At 36.1% G+C, this 25591-nt stretch carries 28 protein-coding genes and 2 riboswitches; of the genes, 25 read left to right on the forward strand and 3 right to left on the reverse strand.

Going from position 1 to position 25591, the window contains the following annotated elements; all coding sequences use genetic code 11:
- Window positions 1-159 precede the first annotated feature (159 nt).
- The 4 genes from ribE to CDZ92_RS03760 all read left to right on the forward strand — a co-directional run bounded on the left by ribE (window position 160) and on the right by CDZ92_RS03760 (window position 3015).
- Complete coding sequence (gene ribE, locus CDZ92_RS03745) at window positions 160-810, forward strand: riboflavin synthase (RefSeq protein ID WP_096153661.1); 651 nt, start codon at window positions 160-162, stop codon at window positions 808-810.
- Between the two features lie 13 nt (window positions 811-823).
- Complete coding sequence (locus tag CDZ92_RS03750) at window positions 824-2026, forward strand: bifunctional 3,4-dihydroxy-2-butanone-4-phosphate synthase/GTP cyclohydrolase II (protein ID WP_096153663.1); 1203 nt, start codon at window positions 824-826, stop codon at window positions 2024-2026.
- A gap of 38 nt (window positions 2027-2064) precedes the next feature.
- Complete coding sequence (gene ribH / locus CDZ92_RS03755) at window positions 2065-2529, forward strand: 6,7-dimethyl-8-ribityllumazine synthase (RefSeq protein WP_096153664.1); 465 nt, start codon at window positions 2065-2067, stop codon at window positions 2527-2529.
- A 138-nt stretch (window positions 2530-2667) separates the two neighbouring features.
- Complete coding sequence (locus CDZ92_RS03760) at window positions 2668-3015, forward strand: GNAT family N-acetyltransferase (protein ID WP_096153666.1); 348 nt, start codon at window positions 2668-2670, stop codon at window positions 3013-3015.
- 19 nt (window positions 3016-3034) lie between these two features.
- On the opposite strand, the gene CDZ92_RS03765 is transcribed toward CDZ92_RS03760, so the two are convergent.
- Window positions 3035-3550 (reverse strand): DUF309 domain-containing protein, encoded by a 516-nt coding sequence (locus CDZ92_RS03765; RefSeq protein WP_096153667.1) that lies wholly within the window; start codon window positions 3548-3550, stop codon window positions 3035-3037.
- A 139-nt stretch (window positions 3551-3689) separates the two neighbouring features.
- On the opposite strand from CDZ92_RS03765, the gene CDZ92_RS03770 reads away from it, so the two are divergent.
- The 21 genes from CDZ92_RS03770 (at window position 3690) to CDZ92_RS03865 (ending at window position 23933) form a co-directional block, all read left to right on the forward strand.
- A complete protein-coding gene (locus tag CDZ92_RS03770) occupies window positions 3690-4466 on the forward strand; it encodes a segregation/condensation protein A (RefSeq protein ID WP_096153669.1) in 777 nt (258 codons plus the stop codon).
- Window positions 4453-5034 (forward strand): SMC-Scp complex subunit ScpB, encoded by a 582-nt coding sequence (gene scpB, locus CDZ92_RS03775; RefSeq protein WP_096153671.1) that lies wholly within the window; start codon window positions 4453-4455, stop codon window positions 5032-5034. Before CDZ92_RS03770 ends, scpB begins: the two co-directional genes overlap by 14 nt.
- A gap of 317 nt (window positions 5035-5351) precedes the next feature.
- On the forward strand, window positions 5352-5786 hold the full coding sequence (locus CDZ92_RS03780; RefSeq protein WP_096153673.1) for a hypothetical protein: 435 nt from the start codon (window positions 5352-5354) through the stop codon (window positions 5784-5786).
- A 22-nt stretch (window positions 5787-5808) separates the two neighbouring features.
- On the forward strand, window positions 5809-6297 hold the full coding sequence (locus tag CDZ92_RS03785; RefSeq protein ID WP_096153674.1) for a YpuI family protein: 489 nt from the start codon (window positions 5809-5811) through the stop codon (window positions 6295-6297).
- 265 nt (window positions 6298-6562) lie between these two features.
- Window positions 6563-7435, forward strand: coding sequence for a superoxide dismutase (locus CDZ92_RS03790; protein WP_406564879.1), 873 nt, complete (start codon window positions 6563-6565; stop codon window positions 7433-7435).
- 285 nt (window positions 7436-7720) lie between these two features.
- On the forward strand, window positions 7721-8881 hold the full coding sequence (locus CDZ92_RS03795) for a D-alanyl-D-alanine carboxypeptidase family protein (RefSeq protein WP_227521465.1): 1161 nt from the start codon (window positions 7721-7723) through the stop codon (window positions 8879-8881).
- Window positions 8874-9467 carry a nucleoside recognition domain-containing protein gene (locus tag CDZ92_RS03800; RefSeq protein WP_096153676.1) on the forward strand — a complete coding sequence of 198 codons (594 nt, stop codon included), beginning with the start codon at window positions 8874-8876 and terminating at the stop codon, window positions 9465-9467. The genes CDZ92_RS03795 and CDZ92_RS03800 overlap by 8 nt, the downstream gene beginning before the upstream one ends.
- A complete protein-coding gene (locus tag CDZ92_RS03805; RefSeq protein WP_096153678.1) occupies window positions 9467-10000 on the forward strand; it encodes a spore maturation protein in 534 nt (177 codons plus the stop codon). The genes CDZ92_RS03800 and CDZ92_RS03805 overlap by 1 nt, the downstream gene beginning before the upstream one ends.
- A gap of 346 nt (window positions 10001-10346) precedes the next feature.
- On the forward strand, window positions 10347-11075 hold the full coding sequence (locus tag CDZ92_RS03810) for a pseudouridine synthase (RefSeq protein ID WP_096153680.1): 729 nt from the start codon (window positions 10347-10349) through the stop codon (window positions 11073-11075).
- A gap of 317 nt (window positions 11076-11392) precedes the next feature.
- A complete protein-coding gene (resA, locus tag CDZ92_RS03815; RefSeq protein WP_096153682.1) occupies window positions 11393-11929 on the forward strand; it encodes a thiol-disulfide oxidoreductase ResA in 537 nt (178 codons plus the stop codon).
- 15 nt (window positions 11930-11944) lie between these two features.
- Window positions 11945-13597 carry a cytochrome c biogenesis protein ResB gene (gene resB / locus CDZ92_RS03820; RefSeq protein ID WP_096153684.1) on the forward strand — a complete coding sequence of 551 codons (1653 nt, stop codon included), beginning with the start codon at window positions 11945-11947 and terminating at the stop codon, window positions 13595-13597.
- Between the two features lie 11 nt (window positions 13598-13608).
- Window positions 13609-14775 carry a c-type cytochrome biogenesis protein CcsB gene (gene ccsB, locus CDZ92_RS03825; RefSeq protein ID WP_096153685.1) on the forward strand — a complete coding sequence of 389 codons (1167 nt, stop codon included), beginning with the start codon at window positions 13609-13611 and terminating at the stop codon, window positions 14773-14775.
- 310 nt (window positions 14776-15085) lie between these two features.
- Complete coding sequence (locus tag CDZ92_RS03830; protein ID WP_096153687.1) at window positions 15086-15805, forward strand: response regulator transcription factor; 720 nt, start codon at window positions 15086-15088, stop codon at window positions 15803-15805.
- The gene (locus CDZ92_RS03835) at window positions 15802-17577 is read left to right on the forward strand and encodes an ATP-binding protein (protein ID WP_096153689.1); all 1776 of its coding nucleotides are present in this window, start codon (window positions 15802-15804) and stop codon (window positions 17575-17577) included. The genes CDZ92_RS03830 and CDZ92_RS03835 overlap by 4 nt, the downstream gene beginning before the upstream one ends.
- A gap of 102 nt (window positions 17578-17679) precedes the next feature.
- Window positions 17680-17873, forward strand: a riboswitch (cobalamin riboswitch).
- A gap of 441 nt (window positions 17874-18314) precedes the next feature.
- Complete coding sequence (locus CDZ92_RS20210) at window positions 18315-18443, forward strand: hypothetical protein (protein ID WP_255249776.1); 129 nt, start codon at window positions 18315-18317, stop codon at window positions 18441-18443.
- Between the two features lie 82 nt (window positions 18444-18525).
- A complete protein-coding gene (locus CDZ92_RS03840) occupies window positions 18526-18927 on the forward strand; it encodes a DUF4430 domain-containing protein (RefSeq protein ID WP_096153691.1) in 402 nt (133 codons plus the stop codon).
- Entirely contained in the window at window positions 18927-19451 is a 525-nt protein-coding gene (locus CDZ92_RS03845) for an ECF transporter S component (protein ID WP_096153693.1), read from the forward strand. Before CDZ92_RS03840 ends, CDZ92_RS03845 begins: the two co-directional genes overlap by 1 nt.
- Before the next feature lie 467 nt (window positions 19452-19918).
- Window positions 19919-20455: an RNA polymerase sigma factor SigX gene (gene sigX, locus CDZ92_RS03850; RefSeq protein WP_096153695.1), complete on the forward strand. Its 537-nt coding sequence runs from the start codon at window positions 19919-19921 to the stop codon at window positions 20453-20455.
- Window positions 20445-21695: a hypothetical protein gene (locus CDZ92_RS03855; protein ID WP_096153697.1), complete on the forward strand. Its 1251-nt coding sequence runs from the start codon at window positions 20445-20447 to the stop codon at window positions 21693-21695. Before sigX ends, CDZ92_RS03855 begins: the two co-directional genes overlap by 11 nt.
- A gap of 185 nt (window positions 21696-21880) precedes the next feature.
- Window positions 21881-22762, forward strand: coding sequence for a M23 family metallopeptidase (locus CDZ92_RS03860; RefSeq protein ID WP_141395196.1), 882 nt, complete (start codon window positions 21881-21883; stop codon window positions 22760-22762).
- 232 nt (window positions 22763-22994) lie between these two features.
- Window positions 22995-23182, forward strand: a riboswitch (FMN riboswitch).
- A 163-nt stretch (window positions 23183-23345) separates the two neighbouring features.
- Window positions 23346-23933, forward strand: coding sequence for an ECF transporter S component (locus CDZ92_RS03865; RefSeq protein WP_096153698.1), 588 nt, complete (start codon window positions 23346-23348; stop codon window positions 23931-23933).
- A gap of 126 nt (window positions 23934-24059) precedes the next feature.
- On the opposite strand, the gene CDZ92_RS03870 is transcribed toward CDZ92_RS03865, so the two are convergent.
- Together CDZ92_RS03870 and CDZ92_RS03875 are read right to left on the reverse strand one after the other, a co-directional pair.
- A complete protein-coding gene (locus tag CDZ92_RS03870; RefSeq protein WP_096153700.1) occupies window positions 24060-24959 on the reverse strand; it encodes a TIGR01777 family oxidoreductase in 900 nt (299 codons plus the stop codon).
- Window positions 24960-25138: 179 nt separating this feature from the next.
- Window positions 25139-25387 (reverse strand): ferredoxin, encoded by a 249-nt coding sequence (locus tag CDZ92_RS03875; RefSeq protein ID WP_096153702.1) that lies wholly within the window; start codon window positions 25385-25387, stop codon window positions 25139-25141.
- Between the last annotated feature and the right edge of the window lie 204 nt (window positions 25388-25591).

Consider the following 25591-nt stretch of genomic DNA (forward strand, 5'->3'; position numbering starts at 1 on the left):
TATAACGAATACGGTTCGTTTAATGAAAAAAGAATATTTTAAAGTACTACATATATATGTTCGTTTATTGAGTTGTATAAATACAGAAAATGGTGCCATCAATCGTTTTTCGTATAGTGCTCATACAATCTGAAACGGACTCAGATAGGAGAGTTATATATGTTTACAGGTATCATTGAAGAAATAGGTATCGTTAAAAGTATGAAACAAGGGGAAAACTCTATAGTGTTTTCCATTGGAGCAGATATAATATTAGATGATGTTCGTTTAGGGGATAGTATTGCAGTAAATGGAGTTTGTCTAACAGTAACCTCATTTAATAAAAATAAGTTTACAGTAGATGTTATGCCAGAGACCGTTCGTGCGACATCTTTAAGTACTCTTAAACAAGGCTCGACTGTTAACTTAGAAAGAGCTATGCAAGCAAACGGTCGATTCGGAGGACATTTTGTCAGCGGTCATGTAGATGGTATAGGAACAATTATGAAAAAGCAAAGGGTATCCAATGCTGTCTATTATGATATAAAAGTAGAAAATGCTTTACACGATTATATGATGTTAAAAGGTTCTGTAACGGTTGATGGTACTAGCTTAACAGTTTTTGGAGTTGGTGAAGATACTTTTACTATTTCTTTAATCCCTCATACATTAAATGAAACAATACTCGGGAAAAAAGAAATTGGTGACATTGTAAATATAGAATGCGATATGTTAGCTAAATATATAAACCATTTACTTTCTAAGAAAACAAAGACACTACATAAATCATCACTGTCTGAAAGTTTTCTAGAAGAGCATGGATTTAAGTAAGGTGGTGGATAGGATGGAAAAGAATTTTAATACAATTGAAGATGCATTAAAAGATTTAATGGACGGTAAAGTAGTGATTGTTTGTGATGATGAAGATAGAGAAAATGAGGGCGATTTTGTTTCTATCGCGGAAAAAACAACTCCAGAAGTAATTAATTTCATGGCAACTCATGGTAGAGGATTGATTTGTGTCCCAGTAATGGAGGATTTGGCAAATAAACTGCAACTAACTCCAATGGTAAATCATAATACTGATTCACATGGTACAGCTTTTACAGTAAGTATCGACCATAAATCTACAACAACAGGTATCAGTGCTTTTGAACGATCAACTACTGTACTAGAGATGCTTTCCCCTGAAGCAAAAGTTTTGGATTTTAAAAGACCTGGTCATATTTTTCCGCTTGTAGCCAAAAAAGGCGGCGTACTTAGAAGAGCAGGTCATACAGAAGCGGCAGTTGATTTAGCGTTTCTTTGTGGAGCAAAACCTGCAGGAGTAATTTGTGAAATTATGAATGAAGATGGTACGATGGCACGAGTTCCCGAGCTAAAGGAGATTGCCAAGAAGTTTGACTTGAAGATGATTACCATTAAAGACTTAATACAATATCGAAATAAAAAAGATAGGCTCATTAATCGCGAAGTGGAAATAGAGCTACCAACGGAATTTGGCAAATTTAAAGCAATAGGTTATTCCAATATTTTAGATGGAAAAGAGCATATAGCATTAGTAAAAGGAGATATAGACCCTACAGAACCAACAATGGTAAGAGTACATTCTGAGTGTTTAACTGGTGATGTGTTTGGGTCAAACCGTTGTGATTGTGGACCTCAGTTACATGCAGCACTTTCTCAGATTGAAAAAGAAGGTAGAGGCGTCTTGTTATATATGAGGCAAGAAGGTAGAGGGATTGGTCTCCTAAATAAAATGAGAGCATATAAGCTACAAGAAGAAGGCTACGATACGGTTGAGGCTAATGAAAAATTAGGCTTTGCAGCTGATCTAAGAGATTACGGCATAGGGGCACAAATCCTAAGAGACTTAGGAGTTTCAAAAATGAAATTATTGACGAACAACCCTAGAAAAATAAAAGGGCTAAATGGGTATGAATTAGAGGTCGTAGATAGAATTCCAATTCAAATGCCTACAAAGCTTGAAAATGAAAACTATTTGAAAACAAAAAATAGCAAATTAGGTCACATGCTTCATTTCTAATTTATAAATTTAAAATATACTATAGAGGAGTAAATAAAATGAGTAAAATTTTTGAAGGAAACTTAGTTGGTACTGGTTTAAAAGTTGGTATAGTTGTTGGAAGGTTTAATGAGTTCATTACAAGTAAACTATTAGGCGGAGCGCAAGATGCTTTAAAGAGACATGGTGTAAACGAATCTGATGTGGATGTTGCTTGGGTACCAGGTGCTTTTGAAATTCCATTAGTAGCAAAAAAGTTAGCTGATTCAAACAAATATGATGCTATTATTACTCTAGGAACTGTAATTCGTGGAGCTACGCCGCATTTTGATTTTGTTTGTAACGAAGCTGCTAAAGGAGTTTCCGCTGCTTCTATGCAATCAGGAATCCCTGTAATCTTTGGTGTATTAACAACGGAAACAATTGAACAAGCTATTGAAAGAGCGGGAACAAAAGCAGGAAATAAAGGGTGGGAAGCCGCAGCCGCAGCAATTGAAATGGCGAATTTGTTAAGAGAAATATAATTTTTCGTAAAAAAGGTATACATTTGTCAAGGCATTGGATAAAATGTATACTTAGTAACGTTAGCTTTTTATTTTAATATTATAAAGCAAACGGATTAAAATTAACTTTGAAGTTTCACCGATTTGAGGGGTAAATTTATGTTAATTCGATACAAGAAAAGCTTCGAAAAGATTGCAATGGGTCTAATGTCTTTTATGCCTACAGAAAAAGACTTGAAAAAGTTGCAATGTACAATGAAAGAATATGAGGAAAATGATTCTTGGCATCTTTTCTTATGGAAAGAAGAAGATGATGTGATTGGAATCATTGGAATGGGGCTAACGGATGAATTGTTGACGATTCAACATATTAGCGTTAATCCGTCTCATCGACAACTTGGTATTGGAAAACAAATGGTTTGTGCCTTAAGAAACATCTATCCTAACCACACTTTAAAAGCAACGGAACATACAGCAGCATTTATTGATAAATGCGACCTAGAATAAGAAACAACCAAGCACTGAACTAATCAGTGCTATTTTTTTTGCGTTTTAATCTAGTTTCTCTCTCTAAAATGACTTCGGAACGATCCCTTAAGGTATGTTTATTTATTAAATATAAATTCGTTAAATCACTCTTTGTTCCCCAAGGCACCTCTTTCTTTCGTTCACACAAAGAGATTAAAGAAGTATTTTTTACAGGGAGATTTAAACTCTCGTATGGCTCGTCATTCTCCACTTTAACAATGTACGCTTCTAACGTTTTCTTCAACTTTAAACTATCAAGACCAAGAGACTCTACAACTGAATTCTGATTAGACAGAATGGTTAATGCATTTTGTAGCATCCGTAAAGCGCCTTTCTTGTTACCTCTTCTATGATGGTAAAGTCCCACCGCAATTTGTATAAATCCAACCCAATGAATTTCTCGTTCTTCTGCAGGTTTTTCTTTCCAATATTCTTCTAACACTTCATGACATTCAAAATAATCTCTTGCACAATGAAAATAATAAAGATAATCTAAATAAGGCTTAGGGTACAATATAAACCACTCCAATATAAGGATAATAATTTCATTCTACCATAGTGATGTAAGCTCTATAAAATATATGAATTATACTATATACTATGAAGTAGTTTTATTATTATCAATGCTTTTAGAAGATAAGGATGAATAGGAAATGCAAGAATATAATGTCAAAATTGATGCCTTTGAAGGCCCGCTCGACTTACTCCTACATTTAATAAATCGACTAGAAATAGATATATACAATATCCCAGTTGCTCAAATTACAGAGCAGTATTTATTATACATACATACGATGAAAGAGTTACAACTGGATGTTGCTAGTGAGTATTTAGTAATGGCAGCAACTTTACTTGAAATTAAAAGCAAAATGCTTCTTCCAAAACATGAGGAAGAATTATTCGATGATCAAGATGAGTTTGGTGATTACGAAGAAGATCCTCGGGAAGAGTTAATGAATCGACTAATTGAATATCGAAAATATAAAGAGGCAGCAGAAGATTTAAAAGAAATGGAAACAGAACGGAATGAATATTTTACAAAACCACCAAGTGACTTAAGCGAATTTATAAAACAAGTGGAGCCTCAAGAAGTGAAGTTAGATGTCTCGCTTTACGATCTGTTAGGAGCATTTCAAAAATTAATGCGCCGAAAGAAATTACAAAAGCCATTACAAACAAAAATTACACGACAAGAAATCCCAATTGAACGACGAATGCAAGAACTGTTGGAAGATTTAAAGAAAAGTGGCAAAAGAAAACACTTTTTTGATTTATTTCCTAGTGTCAACAAAGAATATATTGTCGTAACATTTTTAGCCATTTTAGAACTGCTTAAAAAGAATGAAATTATTTTGGAACAAGAAGATAACTTTGATGACATTTATGTCGCATACAACAAGGGAGGAAGCGAGAGTTTTGGAGATTATTAATTGGAAAGCGATTTTAGAAGGATTACTTTTTGCAGCAGGAGATGAAGGGCTATCATTAAAACAAATTGTCTCTGTTCTAGAAGTAGATGAGACAGTTGCGATGGAAACAGTTAGAGGATTGCAAAAAGATTATGAAAGCAGTAAAAGGGGTATTACGATAATAGAGTTGGCGGGCACATACCAACTTACTACGAAAAAAGAACACGCCCCATATTTAAAACGTCTCGTTGAATCACCTGCATCCACTACATTATCCCAAGCGGCGTTAGAAACGTTAGCGATTGTGGCATACAAACAACCAATCACAAGAACAGAAATGGAAGAAATTCGTGGCGTAAAAACAGAACGACCAATCCATACGTTAGTGGGGAAAGCGCTAATCAAAGAAGTCGGTCGTGCAGAAGGAACTGGACGTGCCATTTTATATGGTACGACGAAAGAGTTTTTAGATTGTTTCGGCCTTAAAGACTTAGGTGAACTTCCAGAGTTGAAACTATCAGACGAAGACGACCTTTCCAACGAGGCCGACCTATTTTTCGAAAGATTCCAAGAAACATTGGAATCATAACGCTATTCAGAATATTTATGGTAAAATATATTTATGATATTTGTATTTTACGTAAATCTTGCTGTTTTTTTATTCAAAGGCTAGAGTGAATTGGAGCGAAAGGCACTGGACTCCTGTGGGACATAGAGGAAAGGGCGAGACCCCGCAGACGGTACGTCGAGGAGTAGGTTTTTTCACGATAGTGAAAATAACCTTCCCCTGCGCTCCCCACGGAAAGCCAGTGCCTGTAGCGGAAATGAACGGGCAAAGTAATAATATAAATATTAGAATAGATTCGTAAAAGCCAATAAATATATGTCATTCATAGGGGTGGAACGGTGATTATTAAAAAAGCAATAGGCTACGAACTTGAAAAAGCACAATCCAATACATCAGAAGACTTCTTCAATCGTTCTGAAGTTACATTTCTAGACGAAGAAGTTGAAAAGACGTTTCATGTACTGTATGTAAGGTACTTCGAAGAAACTTTTGCTGACTATGTAGAAACAGAAGCGAAAACAAATCCACTTTTCACTGTAAATGGAAAACAAATTAATTTTAGAGACGTCGTAGCATTAACTTGTTTAATCAAAAACACAAGTTACAAAAACAGAAAAAGACTATACATAAATGTAAAAGAAGACATGGAAAAGTACTTTCATAACGTAAATATTAATAAACTAAAAGATATCTATGAAGCACTAGAGTCAAAAGGAGAATACAATCTTACTTCTCCATTAAGCTTCCTGAAAGATTCTGAAGTAGTAAGATAAAAAATAGGAGGGTTTTTCTTTCATGGCAAATTCTATGGTCATTTCGCAAATGCAACAAGTGGAACAGTTTTTAAAAGCCACGGTTATCGAGTTAAATGATTTTCTAAACAACACGACACTTCCTAAATTAGTAGATGAATGTGACGCAAGTGAAGGCTACGTAAATCAACTTTTAATGACCGTTCGTAGGTTAGTTGTATTTTGTGATGAAGGGCATCAAGCTTGCCAAGTTTTATTGACTAGTGAACCATTCCGTAAATCAGCAGCCGAGAAAGTTCTATATACGATTTTCCATCAATGTGTGGAAGAATTTTTCTCACCTAAAAATGATGCATGGTTTGAAGATAGTCGCTCTGCCTACACTGGAAAAGATGCTGTTCAATTTCATGAAACACCTCCAGCTTCTTTACAAAAAGTAATTCGTTCATTAGAAAATAACTTTCAAACGATCCGTGAAGAATTACAATATTTCGAAACAGACTACCGCACGAAAATGTTACAAAGTAAATAAAATGAAAAAAACTTAGAGATGTATGTGTCTCTAAGTTTTTTTAGTTTTGGATGTGTTAGCTTACTGTTGTTATAATTACTAATAAGCTGTTGATTTCCGGGCAAGGCTGCCCGCGGAAAGCTAAGTCTTGCCCGGAAATCAACAGCGGTCTTTATTACAGCCTTGTTTTTTAAAAAAGTCAATTTGCTCTCTTTCATGTACAACTCACCAAGAGAAGCCTTTCCTGCATACGATACAAAGATGATGCAAAGGGGAGGGAGTAAGCTTGCACGATAATCAGCAAGTTTTTCAACAATATTTACAAGAAGTAAGACTATGGTGTGAAGGTATATTGTCTATAGAATGGGAAGACAGAGATTCAACGCTTTTTCATACGGAACACTTGTTAGCAAAAGTAGAAGAATTACAGTGCTATGACTATATCTCTGAAATGGATGTCCTAGATGTAAAAAGAATATTAGACGAAATTAGCAGCACGCTTGGAATTCAAGAAGATAGAACGTCCAGTAGGCGAGTTCCGATTGGAGAACATAAGCTACCGCCACTACCGTACAGATATAATGCTTTAGAGCCTTATATCTCAAGAGAAATAATGGAGTTGCATCATACACGTCATCATAAAGCATATGTAGATGGCTTAAACAAAGCAGAAAAAGAAATGCAAAAGGCAAGAGAAAATAATAACTTTGATTTAATTAAACATTGGTCAAGGGAAGCGACATTCCATGGGTCAGGTCATTATTTGCACACGATGTTCTGGGATAACATGTCACCAAAAGGCGGTGGCCAACCTAGTGGTACGCTTGCAAAACAAATCAACTTAGATTTTGGTAGTTTTGATAAGTTTAAGTTACATTTCACAGAAGCAGCCGATAAAGTAGAAGGTGTTGGCTGGGCACTATTAGTTTGGTCACCAAGAGCACACCGTCTAGAAATCTTGCAAACGGAAAAACAGCAATTGTTTACTCAATGGGATACAATTCCGCTGCTAGGCCTTGATATGTGGGAACATGCATATTACTTGCAATATAAAGCGGACAAAAAAGATTATATTGAAAATTGGTGGAATATCGTAAATTGGAAAGACGTAGAAAAACGATTTTCAGAAGCATCCAAACTAAAGTGGCAATCGTTTTAACACATCGCTTTGAGAGCTCCCATACATCTAGGGGGCTTTTTTCTATTTTCCTATTCATATTTGGACAGGTCGTGCATAAATTGGCTAATAAGAGCTTTCTTTTTAGTTTAAATACTTCCTATTCGCCAATCAATCTACTAACACACATCGAAAAATCATAGCCACAAACATACTGAAAAGAAAAACTATTTACGGAAAAATGAGTATTAACTTTTTAAAAAGAAGCATAGTCAAAGAAGCCAATACAAAAAAGTATAGACACAATTGTAAAAGGATGGGGATGTAATGTTTCGAGTAAAGTGGATGTTTATTTTATGGACAATCTTTTTTGTTGCAATAGCGAGCATAATCGCTCCAGCAAAAAAAGAAGCAGCTCCCATCGGTGTTACAGCTCGTAATGCGATATTAATGGAGCAAGAAAGCGGAAGAATCATTTTTGAAAAGGCTGCACATGATAAACATCGAATAGCAAGTATTACGAAAGTAATGACTTCAATTTTAGCAGTTGAATCTGGCAAACTCGATGAAATGGTAACAGTTAGCAACAAGGCGGTCCGTACAGAAGGCTCTTCCATTTATTTAAAACCAGGTGAAAAAATAAAACTAGAACATTTAGTATACGGACTTATGTTACGTTCAGGAAATGATTCAGCAGTTGCGATAGCAGAGCATGTTGGAGGTAGTTTAGAAGGTTTTGTCTATTTAATGAACCAAAAAGCTGCCGAAATCGGAATGCTGAACACAGAGTTTGCCAATCCACACGGATTAGATGATCACGAGAACCACTATAGCACGGCTTATGATATGGCAATGCTTACTCGCTATGCGATGAATAACGAAAAATTCCAAGAAATTTTTGGTACAAAAGTTCACAAAGCACCTGGACCTCCAGATGAGAACTGGGATCGCAATTGGACAAATAAACATCGTCTTGTAACTGGAATGTATTCATATACAACAGGCGGGAAAACTGGTTTTACAAAACGTGCAAAAAGAACGCTTATATCTACTGCAGAAAAAAATGGTTTACAGTTAATTGCCGTAACCCTACATGATCCAGACGATTGGAAAGATCATATCTTTATGTTTAACAGAGCATTTCAAGATTACCAACTTTACAATCTAGCATCAAAAGGGACATTAAAACTGGTGAAAGACGATTTTTATAAAAATAAAGTAAAATTAGATCGTGACGTAAATTATCCTCTTACTTCAAAAGAAAGAGAAAATGTTCGTATAAATATATCCATGTTAACTCCTGAAAAAAGTTGGGATAGTGAAGAAAGCATACCAGATGTTGTCGGGAAATTCACGATCATTTCAAACGATGAAGTACTAACTGAAGTACCAATTTACTATGATAAAGAAGATGAGCCGAAGAAAAGCTTTTGGTCTTTATTTAAAGATATATTCTTTATCTTTACAGGAATGAAGACGGATGGTTAACATCATTTGGGTTGCCTTGACCGTTATAGGAATAGCATTTGCAATGATTAATGGAACAATGGCAGAAGTAAATGAGGCAGTGTTTAAAGGGGCAAAAGAGGCGGTTACAATCTGCATTGGATTTATTAGTGTGCTAGTTTTTTGGTTAGGCTTAATGAAAATTGCTCAAGCGTCTGGCTTATTAGAAAAATTAGCACAACTGTTTCGACCGCTAGTCGTAAGACTTTTCCCAGAGGTGCCAGTCAATCATCCTGCAATGGGGTATATGCTATCAAATATGATTGCCAATATGTTTGGACTTGGAAATGCTGCAACTCCAATGGGGATTAAAGCGATGGAGCAATTAAAAGAATTAAACGGTGGCAAAAATGAAGCAAGTCGATCCATGATTACTTTTTTGGCTATTAATACATCGAGCTTGACATTAATACCTACAACGGTAATTGCTATTCGTATGACTTATGAATCAAGTGCCCCAACAGAAATTGTCGGCACGACACTTATTGCAACCCTATTTTCCACAATCGCAGCAATCGCGATAGACCGTTTTTTCTATTATAGAAGAGTGAGAAGAGGTGCTAGTTAATGGAGTTCATTTCACTCGTCTCATTATGGATCATACCAGTGATCATTTGTACAATCCTGCTTTATGGCACGTATAAACAAGTGCCAACGTATGAAACGTTTGTAGAAGGTGGAAAAGAAGGGATAAAAATTGCTGTATCTATTATTCCGTTCTTAGTAGGGATGTTAGTGGCCATCTCTATCTTTCGTGCTTCTGGAGCACTAGACTTTATCATTGACTTACTAAGACCTGCTTTATATGCATTGGGCGTACCTCCTGAGATTGTTCCACTTGCCTTAATCCGTCCAATCTCTGGAACGGCAGCTCTTGGAATGACTACAGATATCATTGCGACACATGGGCCAGATTCTTTTATTGGTAGACTAGCCTCTACGATGCAAGGTAGTACTGATACGACACTTTATGTCTTAACAGTATACTTCGGTGCAGTTGGAATAAAGAAAATGGGTGACGCGCTAAAAGTTGGACTTCTAGCAGACCTTGTTGGTATTATAGTAGCCATTGTAGTTGTTATTTTAATATTTGGAATGTGAGTGAGTTTCATAATGTACAAATACTATACGAAAAACGAATCATATAAGAACTTATTTTTAAGAAATTTTTTATTTAACGAACGTAAAAAAATTTTTTCGAACTAAATCTTCGTTTTTCACGAAACGAAACGATTCATGTAAAACGCTAACGCCGTTAGCGTTTATTTCTTTTTTTATGAAAAAAAGTGTACAATAGAAGTTAGACTTCTATAGGAAGAAATTATTTTTTTTGAAGTAAGGCGATCAAATCCCACCTAGCCATATAAAAAGGCATTTCGGTGGGCATGTTTATGTTCACTATTTCAATGTAAAAATAAAGGTACAAATATATTAATGAGGTGAAACGATGGAACGTTTACAAAAAGTGATAGCACGTGCAGGAATTACATCGAGAAGAAAGGCAGAACAATTAATTTTAGATGGAAGAGTTACGGTAAATGGCAAAGTGGTGAAAGAATTAGGAGTTAAAGTTACATCCAACGATAAAATTGAAGTAGAAGGAATTCCATTAGAAAGAGAAAAGCCAGTCTACTTTGCGATGTATAAACCAAGAGGTGTAATTTCTAGTGTAAGTGACGATAAAGGTAGAAAGGTAGTTACTGATTTCTTACCAGAAATTCAGGAGCGCATTTATCCGGTAGGTCGTCTTGATTACGATACTTCAGGATTATTAGTACTTACAAATGACGGCGATTTTGCCAATGCACTTATGCATCCTAAATATGAAGTGGACAAGCAATATATTGCGAAAGTAAAAGGCGTTTTAACGAAAGAGGCAATACGAAGCTTAGAGCGTGGTGTTGTCCTAGAAGATGGTAAAACGTCGCCAGCTAAAGTGAAAATAATTTCTTCTGATAAAAAGAAAAACACATCAATCTATGAAGTTGTTATTCACGAAGGACGTAATCGCCAAGTACGCCGCATGTTCGAAGCGCTTGGTCATCCTGTAATTAAACTAAGAAGAGAAAAGTACGGTTTCTTAACATTACAAGGCTTACAACCAGGCGAAGCTCGTGAACTAACACCACACGAAGTAAAACAACTTAGAGCACTAGCAACTACTAAACCTAGATAAGCGTTGTAAAAGAGTCTGGTTGAAACATAAAACTAGTGAAGTGTAACATAAAACGCACTTGGTGTAGCATAAAGAGCAGAAGGTGTAGCATAAAACGAAAAAAGTGTAGCTAAAGAGCCAGCGGTGTAACAGAAATCTTGCGAAGTGTAACATAAAACGCTCCAGGTGTAACAAAAAATGTACAAGGTGTAACATAAAAAAGTGGAGTATATGAAATAAAAACTGTCACATAAGGTTCATATTCTTTTCACTATGAGAAAAGTGGTAAATGTTATAATATCGTAGATGAATACTAGATAAGGATAGGGGAGTCTTCGTTGGATAAAAGAAAGAGACTTATAATGAGATCTGTCATTCTTGTTCTCCTATTAGTTGCAATAGGCTATACCATTTACACTAGTGTGTTTAATAATCAACGAGACGTAGTTAATATTGGAGATACTGCACCAAACTTTTCTTTAGTAGACCTTGAAGGAAATACAGTAATGCTTTCAGACTTACGTGGGAAAGGTGTATTTCTTAACTTCTGGGGAACTTGGTGTAAGCCGTGTGAGCGTGAAATGCCTTATATGGAAAACCAATACAATGTCTTTAAAGATAAAGGTGTAGAGATTGTTGCAGTTAATATCCAAGAGACGGATTTAGTAGTAGAAAGATTCAGAGATAGATACGGCCTTACATTTCCTATTGCCATTGATAGAGACCGACAAGTATTGAATGCATATGGTGTTCAACCGTTGCCAACAACCTTTTTGATTGATGAAAACGGGGTTGTCGTGTATAAGATATCAAGTGAACTATCAGAAAAAATGATTATAGAAATGATGGAACGTATAGTGCCGAATCAACAATAATAGGGAGTTTTTCGTATGAAGGAACTAAAATGTGAATGTGGTCACGTAAATGCTCATGGTACCATTTTTTGTGAAGCGTGTGGAAAACCGACAGTAAACGAAAAAAGTGAATCCAAGTTATTGGATATGCGCTATGAAGGTAGTGCAAGACGTTCACAAACATACAACAAAACAATAGTAGATAAAATTTGGAATTTCTTTTCTTCGGTTAAAGTTGGAGTGTGGCTAATATTTATTACCGTAGTAGCTTCCGCTTTAGGTACGATTTATCCGCAAGAAATGTACATACCACCAACCGTATCTGCAAGCGAACATTATGCTGCAGAGTATGGCATCCTTGGGCAAATCTATTACGATTTAGGGTTTCATAATCTGTACAGTTCATGGTGGTATATGTTACTTGTTGCCTCGATTGCTGTTTCTCTAATTATAGCAAGCTTAGATAGAGGTGTACCTTTATACAAAGCATTAAAAAATCAACGAGTATCTAGACATGATAACTTCCTAAAACGCCAACGTGTTTTTGGTACAACGAAAGTGGAAAATACAGAAGATGAGATTAGCAAAATTAAAGACGGGTTGAAGTCACGAGGTTATAACATCCGTGAAGAACAAGGAAATATATTAGCCGAAAAAAATCGCTTTTCTAGATGGGGTCCTTATGTGAACCATGCAGGGTTAATTATTTTCTTAATCGGTGCTATGCTTCGATTTTTCCCAGGAATGTTTGTAGATGAAGTATTATGGATTCGTGAAGGAGAAACACAAGTTATTCCAGGAACAAACGGTCAATATTACTTGAAAAATGAAGCTTTCATTTTAGAGATGTATGAAAGAGAAACGAGTGGTGAAGTGTTCGATACGGCATTAGATAGAATTGGCGATGGCATGTTAGCAAGTAACTTCCAGACAAACGCGATTCTGTTTGAAAGAGTAGACGATATTGTACCAGGTGCACCTCCATTGCTTGAAGAGGTAAACGAGTTTAAAATTCGAGTGAACCAACCGCTAAAACATGATTCGTATGCTCTATATCAAGTAGACTTTAAGTTAGATGAATTTCATACAATGTCTTTTAATCTTACAAACAAAGAAACAGGCGATAACTTTGGTACTATTACGATTGACTTAACGAACCCTTCTAACAGTTACGATTTAGAGGATGGGTACCGTGTGGAGATTGCTAGCTATTTCCCTGACTTTTTCTTAGACCAAGGAAAACCTAATACAAGATCGCGTATTCCAAATAACCCAGCATTTGTTTTCCGTATGTTTACACCTGAAACACCTAATGGAGAAGTAAGTTTAGTTGCCATTCAACAAAACATTGAACCCGATGGCGAAAATCAATATGCAATGAGATTTGCAGGCATTGAAACGCGCAATGTTTCTGGTTTAATTGTACGCAAAGACTACACATTAGGAATTATAGGTTTAGGTGGAGCCATCTTTATGATAGGTGTTATTCAAGGGATGTATTGGAATCACCGTCGTGTATGGGTTCAACGCAGAGAGAATGAAGTATGGGTTGCTGCGCACACGAACAAAAACTGGTTTGGTTTAAACGCTGATATTAATAAAGCATTTAAAGACACTTCTGTTTCACTACCTGTCGAGCAGGCGGACGAAGAAGAAGATGAAAAGATACAAGAAGACAATAAGGCTTAGGAGGTAAAAGAATGGCCCAGTTAAGTGCTAACTTGCTGTACACTGCGTTTTTTATGTATTTAATCGGTACAGCATTTTTCGGAGGAGCAATTGCTAGTAAAAAGAAAAGTGGCAAATTCTCCACAGTCGGAATTACATTAACTATTGCTGGATTTTTAGCCCAATCAGGCTACTTTATTGCAAGATGGATTGCGGGTGGTCATGCACCAGTTAGTAATCTTTTTGAATTCACAACATTTTTTGGGATGATGCTGGTTTTAGCATTTATCGTTCTTTATTTTATTTATAAAACTAGTACATTAGGACTTTTTGCATTACCAATTGCATTACTAATGATTGCATATGCAAGTATGTTCCCAAGAGAGATTTCACCATTAATTCCAGCCCTACAAACTCATTGGCTATGGATTCACGTTATTACAACGGCACTTGGAATCGCTATTTTAGGTATGAGTTTTGTGGCAGCTTTAATTTATTTAATCAAAGTAGTTGATTACAGTAAAAAAGGTAAGAAACCGTTCTGGTTAGAGTTTACACTATTTACTTTAGTATGTTTTATCGGATTTATTATCGTAACAGCTGGATTTGAAGCTTCAAACTATGAAGCGAATTTCCAATATGTTGATAAAAAAGGAGAAGATGCTTTTGTAGAGTATCATTTACCTGCTTTAGTAGGGCCTTATCAAGGGGAACTCCTTACAGAAGACCGAATGGGTGCTCTAGTAAATTTACCAGCTATCATTAATACTAAAAAACTAAATACAGTTTTATGGTCCATTTTTGGTGGTATTATTCTTTACGGATTATTCTGGGCAATAGCTAGAAGACCGCTTGGAGTAGTATTAAAGCCAGCTGTTAGAAAAGTTAACCTAGATATTGCAGATGAAATTGGTTACCGCTCTATTACAATTGGATTCCCAGTCTTTACACTAGGTGGATTAATATTCGCGATGATCTGGGCACAAATTGCTTGGACACGTTTCTGGGGTTGGGACCCAAAAGAAGTATGGGCACTTATTACATGGTTATTCTATGCAGCCTACCTACACCTTCGCTTATCAAAAGGATGGGATGGAGAAAAATCTGCATGGCTAGCTCTAATCGGCTTTGCCATCATCATGTTTAACCTAATCGGAGTAAACTTAATTATTGCAGGATTACACTCATACGCTATGTAAGTTTTATATTAACCTCCTTTTGTTTATTAAGCTCTTTATTCTTTGAAATCTAGAGTGGATTGAAGCGGAAGGCACTGGACTCCTGCGGGACATAGAGGAAAGGTCGAGACCCCACAGGCGAAGCCGAGGAGGCTCGACTTCCTCCCCGCGGAAAGCCAGTGCCTGTAGCGGAAAGGAACGGATAAAATACTTACAAGAATCTATCAAGATTGATTGAATAATTAAAAAGCCTTCACACTCATATGTCGTGAAGGCTTTTCTTGAATACCTTTTAAAAGGGATAATTTAACTTTACTAGGAGGTTTTTACGGTGGAAAAAGAAGTAAGAATTTTAGTAGTAGACGATGAAGATAGAATTAGACGACTATTAAAAATGTATTTAGAACGCGAAAACTATGTTATCGAAGAAGCAGACAACGGTAGTTCAGCTCTAGAGCTTGCTTTTAACAATGACTATGATTTGATTTTACTAGATATTATGATGCCAGGAATGGACGGTATCGAAGTATGTAAAGAATTACGCGAGAAAAAAGCTACGCCTGTCATTATGCTTACAGCAAAAGGTGAAGAAGCTAACAGAGTTCAAGGATTTGAAGTTGGAACAGACGACTACATCGTAAAGCCATTTAGCCCAAGAGAAGTAGTGCTACGAGTAAAAGCTCTTTTAAGAAGATCTTCTACTGCAACATTCGTTTCCGCTGAAACTTCTTCAAAAGATGTGATTGTATATCCACACTTAACCATTGATAATGATGCACATCGAGTTACAGCGGATGGGAAAGACGTTAACTTAACGCCAAAAGAGTATGAATTACTTTATTTCTTAGCTAAATCACCAGACAAAGTGTTTGACCGTGAACAACTATTAAAAGAAGTTTGGCAATATGAGTTTTTCGGAGATTTACGTACAGTAGATACACACGTAAAAAGACTTCGTGAAAAGTTAAATAAAGTTTCCGAGCAAGCGGCGAAAATGATTGTAACGGTATGGGGAGTAGGCTACAAATTCGAGGTTGTAAATGAGTCATGATTTGGAAAAGTGTAGTAGGGAAACTTTGGCTTACCATTCTTTTACTCGTTTCCTTCGTACTGTTTGTATTAACGATTCTTCTACTTGAGTTTTTTGAAAATTATCATGTGAGTGAAGCGGAAAAAGAATTAACACAACTCGCAACAAAGATTTCTCTTATTGTAGAAGAACATGATGACTTAGACATGTCAAAAACAATTACAAATCAATTAGCAGATGACGTTTCAAAAGTAGTTATTTTTACGAATGAACAAACCGTATGGTACTCAGAAAACGACAAACTTGTAAATTTACCGGCTGAGTTTTTTCTAGATGACCCAGATTTATCACTCGTATTTCAAGATGAAACGATAATAAAACAGAAATCATATGTACAAGAGTTAAACGATGGAATGGATGGTAACCTTCACGGTGAAATTATGATCGTCGGTAGTCCTCTTCATATTGAAGAAAATATGGCTGGTGCTGTATTTATATATCAATCGTTGCTGGCGATTAAAGAAACAACAAAGCAAACAACGAAAATCATTTTATTAGCTGCCGGGTTTGCTATCGTACTAACTACTATTTTTGCTTTTTTCTTATCTACCCGTATTACAGCACCACTTCGTAAAATGAGAGAGGTAGCATTTGAAGTAGCACGAGGGAAATTCGATACGAAAGTGCCTACATTAACGTACGATGAAATCGGCGAACTAGCAATGGCATTTAACCAAATGGGCCGCCAATTGAAATTCAATATTAATGCGTTAAATCAAGAAAAAGAACATCTAGCCAACATACTAAGTAGTATGGCAGATGGAGTTATTACGTTGAATAAAGATGGTTCGATTTTAATATCTAACCCTCCTGCAGAACGATTTTTACAAGCATGGTATTACCAAGAAGGAAATGAAACAGGAGAATCACTTCCTCATGAGATGACAGAAATGTTTCAGCGCGTTGTTTCAACAGAAAAAGAACAAAGTATGGAACTATCCTTTCAAGGTCGAAGTTGGGTTGTTGTTATGAGCCCACTTTACAATAATACAAGTGTTCGAGGTGCGGTTGCTGTTATTCGTGACATGACCGAAGAAAGAAGATTAGACAAACTTCGTAAAGACTTTATTGCCAACGTATCGCACGAGTTGCGTACTCCTATCTCCATGTTACAAGGCTATAGCGAGGCGATTGTAGATGATATTGCTGGCTCAGAGGAAGAGAAAAAAGAACTAGCTTCTGTCATTTATGATGAATCGTTGCGTATGGGAAGGTTAGTAAACGACTTGCTCGACTTAGCTAGAATGGAAGCGGGCCATATTTCTTTAGAAAAAGAAGACATGAACATTCACGAATTTATCGAAAAAATGGTTCGGAAATTCCACGGCTTAGCAAAAGAAAAATCAATTATCCTTAAGTCAACCGTTACAGGTGATGGACTTGTTTACTTTGACGTGGATAAAATGGAACAAGTATTAACGAACTTGATTGACAATGCTATTCGTCATACAGAGAGCAAAGGCCTGATCCACATATATGCAGAGATACTAGAACATGGCTTGAAAATTGAAGTGCAAGACTCTGGCCATGGAATACCAGAGGAAGACTTACCATTTGTATTTGAGCGTTTTTACAAAGCGGATAAGGCAAGAACGAGAGGTAGAGCAGGCACTGGCCTTGGTCTTGCAATCGTGAAAAACATCATTGATGCCCATGAAGGTCAAATTACGGTCCGATCCAAAATAAACGAAGGAACGACATTTTCGATTATCATTCCTCAAATTAAGGAGTAATTTGTTTTTCTTTAGCGAATAATCTTGTTTAGCATGAAACAAATTTTTTACTTGTCAACGAAGTTTGTATTGTGTAATATTAATAGGAGTTAACTTTAACAGAATATTTTAGTAATTTTTGGTGTCACTTTGTGACTGAAAAGGGAATTTGGTGTGAATCCAAAGCTGTCCCCGCAACTGTAAATGTGGACGAAATGAGATAACCACTGTATGGAAGAATGAAAGTTTACCATATGGGAAGGCTCAAAGTAGGAAGAAGCATAAGTCAGTAGACCTGCCAAACATTACGCAAGTTTCGAAGCTTCGGGGATTGAGTAGCTGAAACGACATAAAACATACGTGTTTGCTGCAGAAATATGTATGTCTATCATTGTCGTTTTCAAGCTCATCCATTTAGAGGATGAGCTTTTTCGTTGTTTAGGAAATTACCCAAGATAAAAGGAGTAAGTGAACTTAATAAGGCGGATGAAGTTCATTTTGCCCAAGAAAAAAGTAGAAAGTGAACTTGATAAGGTCGATGAAGATCATTTTGCCCAAGAAAAAAGTAGAAAGTGAACTTGATAAGGCGGATGAAGTTCATTTTGCCCAAGAAAAAAGGAGAAAATGAACTTGATAAGACGGATGAAGTTCATTTTGCCCAAGAAAAAAGTAGAAAGTGAACTTGAAAAGGCGGATGAAGTTCATTTTGTCCAAGAAAAAATTAGAAAATGAACTTGATAAGGCGGATGAAGTTCATTTTGTCCAAGAAAAAAGTAGAAACTGAACTTGATAAGGTCGATGAAGATATTTTGCTCGGGAAAAAAGGAGAAAGTGAATTTGATAAGGTCGATGAAGTTCATTTTGCCCAAGTAAAAAGTAGAAAGTGAACTTGATAAGGTGAATGAAGATCATTTTGCCTAAGAAAAAAGAAGAAAATGAATTAAATAATACATATTGGAGGAGAAACAAATGAAAAAGATCTTAATTACATTATTTTCAGTTTTAACATTATTACTTGCAGGTTGTGCAGGAGCTAACAATGCAGAAGAATCAAGTAACACAGAACAAAAACAGGCTCAAGAAGTAACAATTACTTTAGTAAAAGACAGCGGCGAAGAAGTAATAAGCGAAAAAAATATCGAAATTGAAGAAGGCGAGACGCTAATGGAAGTAATGGCTCGCAATTTTGAGTTAACAACAGCCTATGAAGATGCATTTATCGTAGGAATTGATGGTATTGAGTCAGACGATGAAAACTCCTATTACTGGACATATACGATAAATGGCGAGGAAGTTTTTGAAGGACCAAGAGATGTGAAGTTAAAAGCAGACGACAAAGTCGAATTCAATTATTCAAAGTATGAAGGATAATGTCTACACGAAAAATAGCCTTACTAGCCATATTGATTGCCCTATGTGTTGTTGGGAGACAAGCATTTGCTTTTATACCAAATGTACAGCCTGTTACAGCAATAATTATTATATGTAGCTTTTGGTTGGGACCTGTTTCTGGCGTACTTTTAGCAGCAGGATCCACCGTAGCATCTAATATGTTACTAGGAAGCGGTACGTGGACACTTTTTCAAATTATCTCTTGGTCTTTTATCGGGGTTACAAGTGGACTTCTTGGCAAATACGTAAAAAAAATACCATTACTCCTGTTTGCCTTTTATGCAGGTGTATGTGGCTTGATTTACGGTTTTGTCATTTCATTAGAAAGAGTTATTATAGGTAAAATGTTTTGGCCATATTACTTAGCTGGTTTACCATTTGATATGATGCATGCAATAGGAAACATCATCTTCTTTGTCCTATTGTACCCAATACTTTCAACTGTAATAGTATCCCAAGCAAGTCCCTTTATCCAACGAGAAAAAAAAGATCCATTATATTAAAAGAAGAAAAAGAAGCTATATGAAACTTAGCTTCTTTTTCTTCTTTTTTAGAAAGAATTATATATTCAAAGGAACTATTATCTTGTAGTATAGGGATATATAGTCATCATACATACTTTACTGATCCACAGGATATTCATTCTCTATATTTGTTGATTTTACTCATACAAAGACATGAGTGAATTGGATCGGAAGGTACCTGACTCCTGCGGGAAAAAGAGCGAAGCGGAAGACCCCACAGGCGGGACGCCGAGGAGTAGGTTTTTTCACGATAGTGAAAATAACCTTCCCCTGCACTCCCCGCGGAAAGCAGGTGCCTGTAGCGGAGAGGAACGGGCGTTTTGTATAGACTAAACTTGTTAAAAAATTCCTATAAGAATATAGTAATTCGTAATATTTTGTAATATATTTGTAATGTAACTTTTTTAAACAAGTTAACGACTAATGTATTGAACGGAGGGTAAAGGATGAACACCGTTTTTCAAGAACTCTATGAAAAATACCATCACGATGTTTTTCAATTTTTATTTTATATGGTGAAAAATAGAGAACAAGCCGAAGACCTCGTTCAAGAAGTATATATAAAAGTATTACGATCCTACGACCGTTTTGAAGGAAAAAGCAGTGAAAAAACATGGTTATTTTCTATTGCGAAACATGTTGCTATAGATGCATTCCGAAAACAAAAAGGGTGGAAAAATAAACTTCTTGAAACATTCGATTGGAATAAACAACAAGTAAAAGATGCCGCTCCTTTACCTGAAGAAATAGCGGTACAAAATGAACAAGTTCAATTTATGTACCAATGTTTGGATAAGTGCAAAGAAGATTTTAGACTTGTACTAATATTGAGGTATATCCAAGGAATGTCCATCCAAGAAACTGCGCAAATCTTAGATTGGACAGAAAGCAAAGTGAAAACAACGCAACATAGGGCCCTTAAGATGCTGAAAGAATTAATGCAAAATACAGAAGAAAAGGGGGGAGATTATAATGCGTCGTAACCTCGATGAAGAGCAGCTAGAAGAAATGCTTAATAAGATGCCAAAACTAAAAGACCACAGGACATCACAACAAATCTACCAAAATATACGTCATAAAGTGGAACAACCGAAAAGGCGTCTAAATTTCTTTCCAGTAGCTGCGATCGTCGCTGCTATTATGTTACTAGCTTTAGTTACTCCTTCATTATTAAATAATATGAATTTTGGACTAAGTGGTGGTTCTAACGAGTCTACAATAGAAATGGCTGGATATGATCATGCTGCTACTTCAGATGATGATGATGTTGGGTCAGATGACACCGTAGATTTTAAAACACTAGATGTTGATCCTGCTAAGGAAAAAATGGCGGATGAGTTCCGAGGTGAGGGAGAAAATTCCTTCGAAGGGTTTGCAAATTATTACACCATATCCGAATGGGATTATGATAAAGAGACTGAATATGTTGTGACGATTGGTGTAACCGATAATAATGCTCAATTAAGTTTACCATTATCCTTTATTGTTCCTAAAGATGGGAAAACGTACGTTGAAAAGTTCAATGAAATGAGAAAACTAGTAGCATACCACGTAGACTTTCATGTATTAGGTGTTTCTACTATTCTAAATGATGACTTTAATTATTCAGAAGTACAAACGCCTGATGGTAAGAAAAGATTAGTTGTAGAGGGATTAAATAAACACGGCTCATACGCAAGCGCACAATCCACGTCGTTTTTCAATGAACTTGCCATATCGTTTACATGGAAAGGATACAATGAAATAGAATATGTAAAAGAGGGTAAGAATGATTTAGACATTGGTGGAACTGGTCCTTTAGCTTCAATGCAAATGGATAACGCGCCAAGGAAAGCTTATTTTCGCTATCAACATAGTCCGGAATCGCCAAACCTTTTAATTCGCTCAAATAGAGTGTATGAAACGATTGAAGATGCAATCAAAATCATGCAAACAGGTCCAGATATACCTTTAGATAATGGTCATGCTTCTATTCCGGAAAATATGTCAGTAAAGGTAATTGATTCAAACGGGTCTGTTGTAACAATAGAAATTTCGTTATCAACTCCTCTTGAATTCAATGAGAAAGATATGTTTGCAATAGAAGCAATAAAGATGACGGCGAAAGAATTTGGTTTTCAAACAATAAGGTTCCAATCAGACAAACTTGATAGGATTGGCTCAATTCAATTAAATACAGAACTTCCAACTCCAATAGCAGCAAATCGTATGAAATGGGAGTAAGTGGATATATTAAATGGCGGGTAGAATTTTCTACCTGCTTTTTATATGTTTTTTTTATGAAAAAATTAAGTGGTTAAAGGGGTTTAGCGGTGATGTAAAAAATTACAAGCTTTACAGCCTGTCATAATATTGACCAAGCAATCATATTCTCTAACAACTTTTATTTCTTCAAGGAGGCATTATTTATGTTAGATATATTACGTAGATTTGCAGTGGTGGCCGTGATGGCTTTATGTATAGCGTTATTATTTGTTGGTGGAAATGTAGTAAAGGCACAAGCAAACGAAGAAGTTTTAAGTGAAATGAAAAGCTGGGCATGGCCAGTTGATGGTGAAATTACGGATACATTTGGCACAAGATGGGGAAATCATAAAGGAATAGATATTGCAGCTCCTACTGGGACAGACGTAGTTGCAGCTTTTGATGGGGAAGTTATTAAGTCTTATTATTCTGGTTCTTACGGTCATGTTGTGTTTCTACAACATCCTAATGGAGTAGAAACAGTATATGCTCACTTACATAGAAGAATGGTAGAAGAGGGAGCAAAGGTGAGGAAAGGAGAGACTATCGGTCAAGTAGGTTCTACAGGTCACTCCACTGGCCCTCACTTACATTTCGAAGTACATATGGGTGAATGGAATATTAAAAAATCAAATGCGATGGATCCGTTAACTGTGTTTGTCATACAGGACGGAGCGTTACCAGCAAGTGCTATGCACATAGAAAATGGTATGAATGGCTACAGTTTAATTAAAGGAGAGTTGGTTGTAAATCAAGCTAGCTCTGAGAAAGTCTATATTGTGAAAAAAAATGATACGCTTTGGGACATCGCTCAGCAATTTGAAGTGACAGTTTCATCGATTATGGAGTGGAATGACCTATCTGTGGATGTCATTCATCCAGATCAAGAATTGATAATATTTGAAGAGGCAACCTATATTGTTCAAAGTGGAGAAACGATGGAACAAGTGGCGCATCATTTAGAGATGTCTGTGGATGAACTAAAATCATTAAACAATCTAATCGGTAATATGCTTCATCCAAACCAAATACTAAAAGTGCGATAATTCGTACTTTTAGTATTATAGTTGGTATTATTAAACATTACGTTGACAAAAGTATTGTAATAAAACATTTTAACTGAAAATTACGTATATTAATTATGTCATCTTAGAAGTTGAGTTATGCTTGTCTTAAAGAGCTAATCATAATCATATGAATATTGAATCGCTATTCATTATTTCTGCTTTCTTTTTTTCTAATATTCTACTATAATAGAAAATGTAACAATCTAATATGATCTATCTTCGGGGCAGGGTGAAATTCCCGACCGGCGGTGATGAACGAAAGTTGTTCTAAGCCCGCGAGCCTGAAGTATCGAAAATCTTTCTGTCTTAACGTAATTTGTTATGACTGTTTAGATATGGATAGCAGGATTTGGTGCGAATCCAAAGCCGACAGTACAGTCTGGATGGGAGGAGATGGAAGTTCAAGTGCGTTCAAAAAACCGCTGTTTGAACGTTTATTTGAATATGTCCAATACTCCCAGTAGTTCTCTATGGAACTATTGGGTTTTGTTTTTTACATATTCAAGAACGTTGAACTTCTCTTTTCAACAGAGATGGATCTCTTGAAAAGGAGAGAGAAAAGATGAAGAGTCAAAAGAATTTAAAGAAATTTGTTATGGTGGGGATGTTAAGTAGTATTGCATACTTATTAATGTTTTTAAGCTTCCCACTACCACTATTACCACCGTATCTTAAAGTGGATTTTAGTGATATTCCAGCATTAATTGCAGCTATTTTGTTTGGTCCAATTGCTGGTATTACAGTAGAAGCTGTGAAAAACATTCTGAACTACATTATTCAAGGAAGTATGACAGGTTTTCCAGTTGGCAATATTGCAAACTTTACAGCGGGAGTTTTGTTCGTATTACCGACAGCTTACGTTTTTAACAAGTTTAAAAGTTCAAAAGGATTAAAAATGGGCTTATTAGCTGGTACTGCTACAATGGCAATTATGATGAGTGTGTTAAACTTATTTGTATTTTTACCGGCATACAGTTTTTTCTTAGGGTATCCTTTAGATTCCATGCCCGTCTTAGTTAATGTTGTTGTAGTTGGTATATTACCATTTAATTTAATAAAAGGAGCCATCGTCGGATTCTTATTCGTGTTACTTTTCCAAAAGTTATCACATTGGTTTGAGAAAGAATGGCAACTTAAATATATAAATTAAGAAATTAGAAAAGACGTAGCTTTAGCGGGTCTACGTCTTTTGGATGTTTCTGTCGGGGTCTACGTCAAACTCCAACGTCTAAATCGAAGAAGTAAGAATTCTATACCGCACTCCTTATACGTCTACTCAACTGCTTTTCACTATTTCAGACATGGCTTCCTCTAATGTAGGATATTTGAAAGAAAAGCCTTCTTCTTGCAGTCTTTCAGGAATCACCCATCTACTTTTTAACACAAGCTCTGTTTCTGTACGAAGAAACACGGAGCCAATTTCGAGCATCCACTTCATAGCAGGCAGGCCGTATCCCACTCCATATGCATTGCGCATAATCTTCATTTGTTCTTTATTATTTACAGGATTAGGTGCAGAACAATTAAAAACGCCATTCAAATCTTCCCGTTCTTTAATAAATTCAATAATACGATATAAATCCTCTATATGTATCCAGCTAAACTGTTGATATCCTTTGCCTTGATGACCTCCAAGTCGAGACTTCACTAAGTTTTTATATGGAGTCATAACTCCACCACCTGACCCGAGTACTATTGCGATACGTAAAGCAACTTGACGAGTATGGGGTACAGATGAATCAAAAAAAGTTTTTTCCCACGCTTTCGCTACTTCTACAGAAAAACCTGTTCCAACCTCCCCGCTCTTTTCAGTCATGGGACGGTCATCTGCGTGTCTGTAAATGGTAGCGGTGCTAGAATTTATCCACAGTTTAGGTGCATGTGTGCATTTAGCAATTAGTTGCCCAAGTACTTCTGTTGTTCCTGTCCGAGAATTCATTATAGCTTTTTTATTCTTTTCATTATATCTACAATTAACAGATTTACCTGCAAGGTTAATGAGCATTTCTGCTTCATTTAACGCCGCAATTACCCTTTCATGCTCGTTCCATTGTATGTGCCGAGGCTGCCTAGAGATAATAAATACATCGTAATTTAGCTTTTTATATTTTTCTTCTAGGAACTTTCCAATAAATCCGGTCCCGCCGGCAATTACTATTTTAGGTTTCGTGTTCATGTTAAGACCAACCTCTTTTCTTAATTGTAGCGCTTCTATAATTATACAATAAAAAGATATACCGTGAGGCTTCCGAAACCACCCGCGGAAAGCGAAGTCTTGCCCGGAAATCAACTGCGGTCTTTAACACACCCTAAATAAAAAACCTCATCCGATTTGGATGAGGTTTTTAGTGAAGACTATTCAAATTTTAATGCGTCGCCTTCAAATGGCTCGTCTGCCACTTTAATAGAATCAGTTGGGCAACCTTCGAAAGCGTCCATCATGTCATCGATAAGTACGTCTGGAATTTCTACGATACCTTCGTTGTCATCAAGTGTTACGAATGCAATACCTTCATCATCATAATCATAAATGTCTGGAGCAGCAGCGCCACACGCGCCACATGCGATACAAGTGTCTTTGTCTACGATTGTATATTTTGCCATGAAACAAACCTCCCAAGATTTTCAATCACAATTTTCTAATAATAATTTTGGAAACGTATTCCTCAATGTTTATTGTATAGCTCTTTTCAAAACTTTTCAATAGAAAAGTCATTGAGAATACTTATCATATAAGGTTTTTTAATATAGGTGTTTCATTTTCTATCTATTAGAACAATATTTTTCTGATATAAAACATTTATCCTT

Origin of the sequence: Bacillus sp. FJAT-45066 (assembly GCF_002335755.1) — a bacterium.
Lineage (GTDB): Bacteria > Bacillota > Bacilli > Bacillales > Bacillaceae_I > Bacillus_CD > Bacillus_CD alkalisoli.

Coding starts and splice junctions, on each gene's coding strand:
- ribE (WP_096153661.1), top strand. CDS start 160: ATGTTTACAGGTATCATTGAAGAAATAGGTATCGTTAAAAGTATGAAA.
- CDZ92_RS03750 (WP_096153663.1), top strand. CDS start 824: ATGGAAAAGAATTTTAATACAATTGAAGATGCATTAAAAGATTTAATG.
- ribH (WP_096153664.1), top strand. CDS start 2,065: ATGAGTAAAATTTTTGAAGGAAACTTAGTTGGTACTGGTTTAAAAGTT.
- CDZ92_RS03760 (WP_096153666.1), top strand. CDS start 2,668: ATGTTAATTCGATACAAGAAAAGCTTCGAAAAGATTGCAATGGGTCTA.
- CDZ92_RS03770 (WP_096153669.1), top strand. CDS start 3,690: ATGCAAGAATATAATGTCAAAATTGATGCCTTTGAAGGCCCGCTCGAC.
- CDZ92_RS03785 (WP_096153674.1), top strand. CDS start 5,809: ATGGCAAATTCTATGGTCATTTCGCAAATGCAACAAGTGGAACAGTTT.
- CDZ92_RS03795 (WP_227521465.1), top strand. CDS start 7,721: ATGTTTCGAGTAAAGTGGATGTTTATTTTATGGACAATCTTTTTTGTT.
- CDZ92_RS03800 (WP_096153676.1), top strand. CDS start 8,874: ATGGTTAACATCATTTGGGTTGCCTTGACCGTTATAGGAATAGCATTT.
- CDZ92_RS03805 (WP_096153678.1), top strand. CDS start 9,467: ATGGAGTTCATTTCACTCGTCTCATTATGGATCATACCAGTGATCATT.
- CDZ92_RS03810 (WP_096153680.1), top strand. CDS start 10,347: ATGGAACGTTTACAAAAAGTGATAGCACGTGCAGGAATTACATCGAGA.
- resB (WP_096153684.1), top strand. CDS start 11,945: ATGAAGGAACTAAAATGTGAATGTGGTCACGTAAATGCTCATGGTACC.
- ccsB (WP_096153685.1), top strand. CDS start 13,609: ATGGCCCAGTTAAGTGCTAACTTGCTGTACACTGCGTTTTTTATGTAT.
- CDZ92_RS03835 (WP_096153689.1), top strand. CDS start 15,802: ATGATTTGGAAAAGTGTAGTAGGGAAACTTTGGCTTACCATTCTTTTA.
- CDZ92_RS03840 (WP_096153691.1), top strand. CDS start 18,526: ATGAAAAAGATCTTAATTACATTATTTTCAGTTTTAACATTATTACTT.
- CDZ92_RS03845 (WP_096153693.1), top strand. CDS start 18,927: ATGTCTACACGAAAAATAGCCTTACTAGCCATATTGATTGCCCTATGT.
- sigX (WP_096153695.1), top strand. CDS start 19,919: ATGAACACCGTTTTTCAAGAACTCTATGAAAAATACCATCACGATGTT.
- CDZ92_RS03855 (WP_096153697.1), top strand. CDS start 20,445: ATGCGTCGTAACCTCGATGAAGAGCAGCTAGAAGAAATGCTTAATAAG.
- CDZ92_RS03860 (WP_141395196.1), top strand. CDS start 21,881: ATGTTAGATATATTACGTAGATTTGCAGTGGTGGCCGTGATGGCTTTA.
- CDZ92_RS03865 (WP_096153698.1), top strand. CDS start 23,346: ATGAAGAGTCAAAAGAATTTAAAGAAATTTGTTATGGTGGGGATGTTA.
- CDZ92_RS03870 (WP_096153700.1), bottom strand. CDS start 24,959: ATGAACACGAAACCTAAAATAGTAATTGCCGGCGGGACCGGATTTATT.
- CDZ92_RS03875 (WP_096153702.1), bottom strand. CDS start 25,387: ATGGCAAAATATACAATCGTAGACAAAGACACTTGTATCGCATGTGGC.